At 43.2% G+C, this 6,529-nt stretch carries 7 protein-coding genes; 5 read left to right on the top strand and 2 right to left on the bottom strand.

Features of this window, described 5'->3' with window-relative positions:
- Positions 1-187 precede the first annotated feature (187 nt).
- The 3 genes from FC24_RS01995 (at position 188) to FC24_RS01985 (ending at position 2,482) form a co-directional block, all read left to right on the top strand.
- Positions 188-586 (top strand): MerR family transcriptional regulator, encoded by a 399-nt coding sequence (locus FC24_RS01995; protein ID WP_057873200.1) that lies wholly within the window; start codon positions 188-190, stop codon positions 584-586.
- 40 nt (positions 587-626) lie between these two features.
- Positions 627-1,967: a type I glutamate--ammonia ligase gene (gene glnA, locus FC24_RS01990; protein ID WP_057873199.1), complete on the top strand. Its 1,341-nt coding sequence runs from the start codon at positions 627-629 to the stop codon at positions 1,965-1,967.
- An 80-nt stretch (positions 1,968-2,047) separates the two neighbouring features.
- The gene (locus FC24_RS01985) at positions 2,048-2,482 is read left to right on the top strand and encodes an N-acetyltransferase (protein ID WP_057873198.1); all 435 of its coding nucleotides are present in this window, start codon (positions 2,048-2,050) and stop codon (positions 2,480-2,482) included.
- A gap of 1 nt (position 2,483) precedes the next feature.
- Here the strand turns inward: FC24_RS01985 and FC24_RS01980 are convergent, their stop codons facing one another.
- A complete protein-coding gene (locus FC24_RS01980) occupies positions 2,484-4,874 on the bottom strand; it encodes a Xaa-Pro dipeptidyl-peptidase (RefSeq protein WP_057873197.1) in 2,391 nt (796 codons plus the stop codon).
- Between the two features lie 144 nt (positions 4,875-5,018).
- Here FC24_RS01980 and FC24_RS11735 point away from each other — a divergent pair, with 144 nt between their 5' ends.
- Positions 5,019-5,429 carry a hypothetical protein gene (locus tag FC24_RS11735; RefSeq protein WP_235807295.1) on the top strand — a complete coding sequence of 137 codons (411 nt, stop codon included), beginning with the start codon at positions 5,019-5,021 and terminating at the stop codon, positions 5,427-5,429.
- 1 nt (position 5,430) lies between these two features.
- Positions 5,431-5,733, top strand: coding sequence for a hypothetical protein (locus FC24_RS01970; protein WP_057873196.1), 303 nt, complete (start codon positions 5,431-5,433; stop codon positions 5,731-5,733).
- Between the two features lie 203 nt (positions 5,734-5,936).
- Here FC24_RS01970 and FC24_RS01965 read toward each other — a convergent pair whose 3' ends face one another.
- The gene (locus FC24_RS01965; RefSeq protein WP_057873195.1) at positions 5,937-6,377 is read right to left on the bottom strand and encodes a MarR family winged helix-turn-helix transcriptional regulator; all 441 of its coding nucleotides are present in this window, start codon (positions 6,375-6,377) and stop codon (positions 5,937-5,939) included.
- Positions 6,378-6,529 lie beyond the last annotated feature (152 nt).

Genomic DNA, 6,529 nt, shown 5'->3' with positions numbered 1-6,529 from the left:
TTTGCGTAATCTGCGTTACTAAATTTGTTCAAGTTATTTCTTGCAATCTGCCATTTAGAAATAATTAAGCTTGTCAGAGCAGTTTTTCTAGACAAACTAAATGCAATGTCATAAGACCTAACATCAGCAATTGACATCAGGAGATGAGCGCGCTAAGATAAGTTTGGCGAGGAAAGGGAGGGTCGCGATGAAAGAAAAAGAACTGCGCCGTTCGATGGCGGTTTTTCCGATTGGAACAGTCATGAAATTAACTGATTTAACTGCCCGGCAAATTCGTTATTATGAAGCGCAAGGACTGATTCAACCGCAGCGTAATGAAGGTAACCGTCGCATGTATTCGCTAAACGATATCGATGTGTTGCTTGACATCAAGGATTATTTGGCAGAAGGTATCAATATGGCGGGAATCAAACACATTTACGATATGAAGCAGCGGGAAAAACAAAAAAAGCAGGCTGATTTGAAGCGGCCGGTAACTGACGCCGATGTCCGGCGTATTTTTCATGATGAATTATTGCAGCAAGGGCGATTGCAAAATGAGCAGCACGACGCTGCACCCCTTTTTCATAAACATAAGCCACTGTAAGCACGAGCTAGCGTGCGACTAATTTTAAGGAGCGATGACCATGGCAAGAAAGAACTATACGAAAGACGAAATCCGCAAAATTGCGCAAGATGAAAATGTCCAATTTCTTCGTTTAATGTTTACGGATATTAGCGGTGTGATCAAAAATGTGGAAATGCCTGTTGATCAATTGGACAAAGTGCTGGATAACAAAGTCATGTTTGATGGTTCTTCAATTGATGGGTTTGTTCGCATCGAAGAAAGCGATATGTACTTATACCCAGATTTAAATACTTGGATGATTTTTCCATGGGGCTCCGAACATGGTAAGGTGGCGCGGCTGATTTGCCGGATTTATAATACAGATGGCACACCATTTAATGGTGATCCACGGAACAATTTAATTCGCATTTTAGATGAAATGCACGCTGCTGGGTACACCGACTTTAATATTGGGCCGGAACCGGAATTCTTCCTGTTTAAATTAGACGATCAGGGGCGGCCAACCTTGCATTTAAATGATAAGGGCAGCTACTTTGATTTTGCGCCGATTGATCTAGGTGAAAATTGTCGCCGGGATATTGTTTTAGAATTGGAAAACATGGGCTTTGAAGTGGAAGCTAGCCACCATGAAGCAGCACCGGGCCAACATGAAGTTGATTTTAAATACGCCAATGCATTGGAAGCCGCTGATGACATTCAAACGTTTAAGTTAGTGGTTAAAACTGTCGCCCGTAAGCATGGTTTGCATGCAACATTTATGCCGAAACCCCTAGATGGCATTAATGGTTCAGGGATGCACATGAACATGTCCTTGTTCCATGATAAAGGGAATGCTTTCTATGATAAAAGCGGCGAAATGCAATTATCTAATGATGCTTACCATTTCTTAGCCGGATTATTGGAACATGCTCGGGGCTTGACAGCCATTGCCAATCCGACAGTTAATTCTTATAAACGACTGGTACCGGGTTATGAAGCACCGGTTTACGTGGCTTGGTCTGGCCGTAACCGGTCACCATTAGTCCGAGTACCTGCTTCCCGCGGATTGTCCACGCGTTTAGAATTGCGCAGTGTTGATCCAACCGCTAATCCGTATGCCATTATTGCGGCTATGTTAGAAGCAGGTATGGATGGTATTCGTCAAGAAATGACCCCACTACCAGCGGTTGACCGTAACATTTACCGGATGGATGATGAAGAAAGAAAAGCCAATCACATCACTGATTTGCCGTCTACATTGCACAATGCGTTAAAAGCGTTACGGGATGATCAAGTTTTGCGGGATGCATTAGGTCAGCACCTCTACCAAAGCTTTATGGAAGCTAAGAAGTTAGAATGGGCTTCTTACCGGCAAATGGTTTCGCAATGGGAACGGGATCAATACTTAGAGCTTTACTAAAATTGTTTATGCAAAAAGCCAGTGCGCAGCAACCATTGAAGTTGTTGGCACTGGCTTTTTTAGTTAGGAGGTGACCATTGATGATTCGAAAAATGATACCAGCAGATTTAAAGGCGGTGCTGCAAATTTGGCTAACCGCTAATCTTGAAGCACATGCCTTTATTCCCGCTGCTTATTGGCGACAAAATCAAGCTGTAGTCCAAAAGGCTTTAATGCAAGCTGATGTTTATGTTTATCATGAACGCGGCGTCATTTTAGGCTTTATTGGCTTAAAAGATCAATTTATCGCTGGCTTATTTGTTGCTAAAGACGCGCGTGGTCAGGGAATTGGCAGTCAATTATTAGCAGCAGTTAAGGCAAAGCACTGGCGATTGACCTTAATGGTTTATCAACAAAATCACCAAGCCTGTCATTTTTATCAGCAAGCAGGTTTTCAAGTAGTTAAAGTCCAACAAGATTCAGCAACACAAGCCACTGAATTTTTAATGCGGTGGCAAGCAGCAGCCGCCAATTAGTTTATTTTTTCATATATGGCACGCTTAATTGACAAGCGTTTAAATCAAGTTGATAATGCGCCACAGTTTCAGGCCGCACCGTCATCCCCATATCGCTGGCATAAACGATTACACCTAATTGATGACCTGCTGGAACTGTAAAATGGGTTGGCTGCAAGGCAAAATGGACTGTATAAAATTCGTGTGGGTTAACTGGCACCACTTGATCAGCACCGTTACGGTTTTGCAAATTAATGTGGCCGCGAGTGATTAACTGATAATCAGTAGCAGCCGCCAATTGGAATTCAACGAGATCTTGGGTGAGACCAGCAGGATCCAGCTGGTAGCCATCGCGTGCCACAACTGTCGGGTCAGCACCTAAACGCTGATCATGGCCGTAGTCGATCACCATCACACTGAGCAAGCCGGTAGTTTGGTCGACAGCGGCCTGCAAGGTGATATCGATATTGCCATCAATCAGGAGTGGTTGGGTTAGTGGCTGGGTTTTAAATTGAGCTTGGCTAGGTTGGTAGGCTGCTTTACCCAGAATAAAATCGTTTAACCAGCGATGTTCGTCTTTGCCTTGTTGTTTGAAAACGGCCGTGCTATCGTCTTTAAACGGTACAAAAGCAGCATCAGTGGGTTCCTTAGTTTGTAGCGTGCTTGGCGTAAAGTAAAATAATTGACGTTTACGATCATTAGGGGCCCAATCATGATAAGCGTGCCAAGTTTCAGGCTGGCGGTTATCTTGAATGGTCACGTTAGGCAATACTTTAGGGGCGTTGTTGGCCACATCGTAAAGCTGATAGCTTAACCATAAGTTCATCATGTCGGTGAAATCTAGTGATGGCATGTTGTTGATGTAAATGTGTTTGCCTTGGTGCAAAATCAGTTTCCGGTTCACTTTAGTTTGCTTTAAGGCTTGCCACATTTTTTCAGCGTTACGGGGTTTTACGTTCCAGTCGTTGAGTCCGTGGACTAACACCACATCAGCTTTGGTGTTTGCTGCATTTTTTCGATAATTGCGGGCATCCCAAAAAGCGTTGTAATTACCGCTAGTTCGATCTTGGCCAGCTTTTAGTTTTGCTAATTCCTGGGAGAACACTTTTTCAACTTTTTGTTTGTCGGCTGCGTCTTTTTGCCGGGACTGGCACAATGCGGCCAAAACATCGGCATCTTCACCTTGGCAGTCCACTGGTGCAACCACCAGGCCATTATCGCGGTAATAATCATACCAGCTGGAAATGGCAGCTTCTGCGATAATGGTTTTTAGCCCAGCAACACCGGTAGTGGCTGCGGCGGTGGCTAAAGTACCTAAATAGGATTTACCAGTCATCGCCACATTGCCATTGCACCAGTCGGCTTTAATTTCGATACGATCAGTTCGGTTAGTAAAGGCGCGCCGGTTGCCAGCTAGCCATTCAATGATAGCCGTGGTTGAGCTGGTTTCAGCAGCAGAACCGCAAGTACGGATACCGTCGGAATCACGGGTGCCGATGCCACCGGCATAAACATTGGCAAAGCCACGAGCGAGAAAATAATCATTTAAGCTGTAGTTGCTGTGATCGGTTGCCGTTTTTTCACTGGTGGTCGCTTGCTTTTGCGGTGTCCGAGCTGCTGGCAAAGGCTTAGCTTGCGTTTTAGGGTAGCTTTCTTTGCCGGGTGTTTTGGCTGCTAGTTCCTGATCCACATTGTGCATGTATTTGTCCACATTGTTAGTGCCTTTATAATAAGGACTTGCGGTATACAAAGCGGGAATTTTAAGCTGTGGCTCTGCAACTGCAGGCCGAAAAATTGTTGCCGCTAATAAATCCCGTTGACCGTCTTGATCGGTATCTAAGTCTGATTCTACGTAGACCACTTCTTTAATCAAGTGCTGTGTATCAAAAACGGCTTGGGCTTTGCCATTAAAAAATAACGGGCGCTTGCCCTGGTAAGCGTTAAAAAAGCCACGGTTAGCCAAATCATCTAAATAAGTCACGCCCATTTTAGTGTGAGTGGTGAGTAATAAGTAGATAGCAGTAAATAAGGCGTCATTGTTTGTAAGTGGTGTATCAGAAAAAGCCAGCTGATTTTGGCGTATAAACGATAGTGGCTCCGCTAATGAAAAATCACTGCCAACTTCATAACCTAGCAACTGTAAGCCCACGTTATAAAATTGTGTGAGAGTGAGCGGGCTAGGCTCAGCGAGGTAAGCGGGAACGCTTTGGTCAGTAGTTAGCATTAAGTTTGCAATGGCTTCTTGTTTAGTTGTGGTGGTGTGTGCTTCTGGAAAACATTGGCGCAAAAAATGGGCAAAATTAGCACTCACTGTTTGTTGTTTTGCTGTTGGTGAAAATAGACCAATACGTTGTAATTCTGCGTCACGTTGTTTTGGCGTTACTTTAATTTGGGCAAATTGATTGATTTTCATCCTGAAACCTCCCATAAAAGTTGTTAACTCTATTATTGATTAAGCTAGCAGGAAATACAAACCAGAATTTTCGCTGTCGACGGATTGTTTGGTATAATGAATAGCGCAACTTGTAATGGTATTATTTGTTGGAAGTGACATAAAATGAAAAAATTAGCGACAGGTGCTTGGGATTGGCCGCGTTATACGGAGTTTATACCGCAATTTGCGGCTGCTTACCAAGCAGTTGAACCAGCAGTGGCTAGCGATTTTGATCACTATGCCGCTGATTTTCCAACTCGTCAAGAAATTATGGCCCATTACCAGAAAAGTTGGTACCAAATTAAACAAGCAGCCGGCTTAGCTTTTTTACCGCAACAATTGGCCACTGGTGAATTGTTAAATTGTGTGAGTGAAATTTTTACAGATGATGGCACTAGTTTAACGGCATTAATGCGTTATGGGATTACGCCAGCATTGTTGACGGCTAGATTTGGCAGTGTTGATCGCGTTTACCAAATGCTAAACGTTAAACCGACTGAACAAGAACATGATTTTAAAGGAGAGACCGATTAACATGACATTTGACCGGATCGTCACTGACATTACCCGAACCATTTCGCACCGGCGCCAACATGCTGGCCGAGCAGAGATTGCCTTACCCGTCTCGTTTACCCATGAACACAAAATTGCCGCTGGCTGCGTGATTTTTATTGTGGCACCAGATGGCAGCTACCAAGTGAAAACTTTTGATCAAGGCTACGGCGACATTGATAAAAAGATGCAGCAGATTTATCACAATGCCTTTTACGAGTGTGATGATGATTTAGACCAGTTGCAGCCTTTAGTCAAAGCGGTAGCGGATCAGTTGGCGTCGTGAGGATGAAACACTCATGTGAGCAGCTATTTTGATTGATTTACACATCTTAAAACGGGCACGTTCATCAAGATAATCAAAAATGAACCTGTTGTCGTATTCACCTTGACTTATCGAGATATGGCTGGTTTTATGGCAGTTAATCAACATTAACGAAGCGGCTATCCCATTGATTCAATATGGGGTAGCCGCTTTCTGTTTGCGTTTTATTTCGAGATTGACGTTGGGGTTTTAAATGCCTTGCTAATGGTAGATAAAGCAGTGTAAGTGCGTGTTTTATCAGTCGTTAAAAGCTGTGCCATGCGTTGTTCGCTTTTTTGAAAGAATTGCTCAATTTGTGCCGCTAACTGTCGCGCTTTAGGAGTGAGCAGCAGTCGTTTATACCGGGCATCATGTTGAGTGGGCACACGGACTAATAAATCTGCCTTAACCATTTTGGTCACTAAACTGGAAGAGGTGGCTTTACGGATGTTAAATTCTTGCTCTAAGTCACGTTGAAAGATGTTCTGTGTTTGTTCATGATCAGCAATAAAATTAATAATGCTGATCTGCATACCAGTTAACCCGATTGTTTTGGCGTAATGGTCTGCATCGCGGGATAATGCATTGTTTGCTTGTTTGATCGCAATCCCCAATGAGTTTTTCATGTCGTCACATTTCCTTAATAGTTTGTTAGTTAACTTAATTGATTATATGCTGAGTTATATTCAGTGTCAACTTAATATTTATCCTTTAAAAACAACATTTTAATGGTATAATTATTTGTTAGTTCGTATGTGAACTATTTTAAAGGAGCTGT

It is taken from the genome of Loigolactobacillus rennini DSM 20253 (assembly GCF_001436505.1).
GTDB classification, from domain to species: domain Bacteria; phylum Bacillota; class Bacilli; order Lactobacillales; family Lactobacillaceae; genus Loigolactobacillus; species Loigolactobacillus rennini.
This window is presented reverse-complemented; position numbering and strand designations above follow the sequence as displayed.

Bases quoted from the DNA above. Each gene is read 5' to 3' on its own strand.
- FC24_RS01995 (WP_057873200.1), top strand. From the start codon at position 188: ATGAAAGAAAAAGAACTGCGCCGTTCGATGGCGGTTTTTCCGATTGGA.
- glnA (WP_057873199.1), top strand. From the start codon at position 627: ATGGCAAGAAAGAACTATACGAAAGACGAAATCCGCAAAATTGCGCAA.
- FC24_RS01985 (WP_057873198.1), top strand. From the start codon at position 2,048: ATGATTCGAAAAATGATACCAGCAGATTTAAAGGCGGTGCTGCAAATT.
- FC24_RS01980 (WP_057873197.1), bottom strand. From the start codon at position 4,874: ATGAAAATCAATCAATTTGCCCAAATTAAAGTAACGCCAAAACAACGT.
- FC24_RS11735 (WP_235807295.1), top strand. From the start codon at position 5,019: ATGAAAAAATTAGCGACAGGTGCTTGGGATTGGCCGCGTTATACGGAG.
- FC24_RS01970 (WP_057873196.1), top strand. From the start codon at position 5,431: ATGACATTTGACCGGATCGTCACTGACATTACCCGAACCATTTCGCAC.
- FC24_RS01965 (WP_057873195.1), bottom strand. From the start codon at position 6,377: ATGAAAAACTCATTGGGGATTGCGATCAAACAAGCAAACAATGCATTA.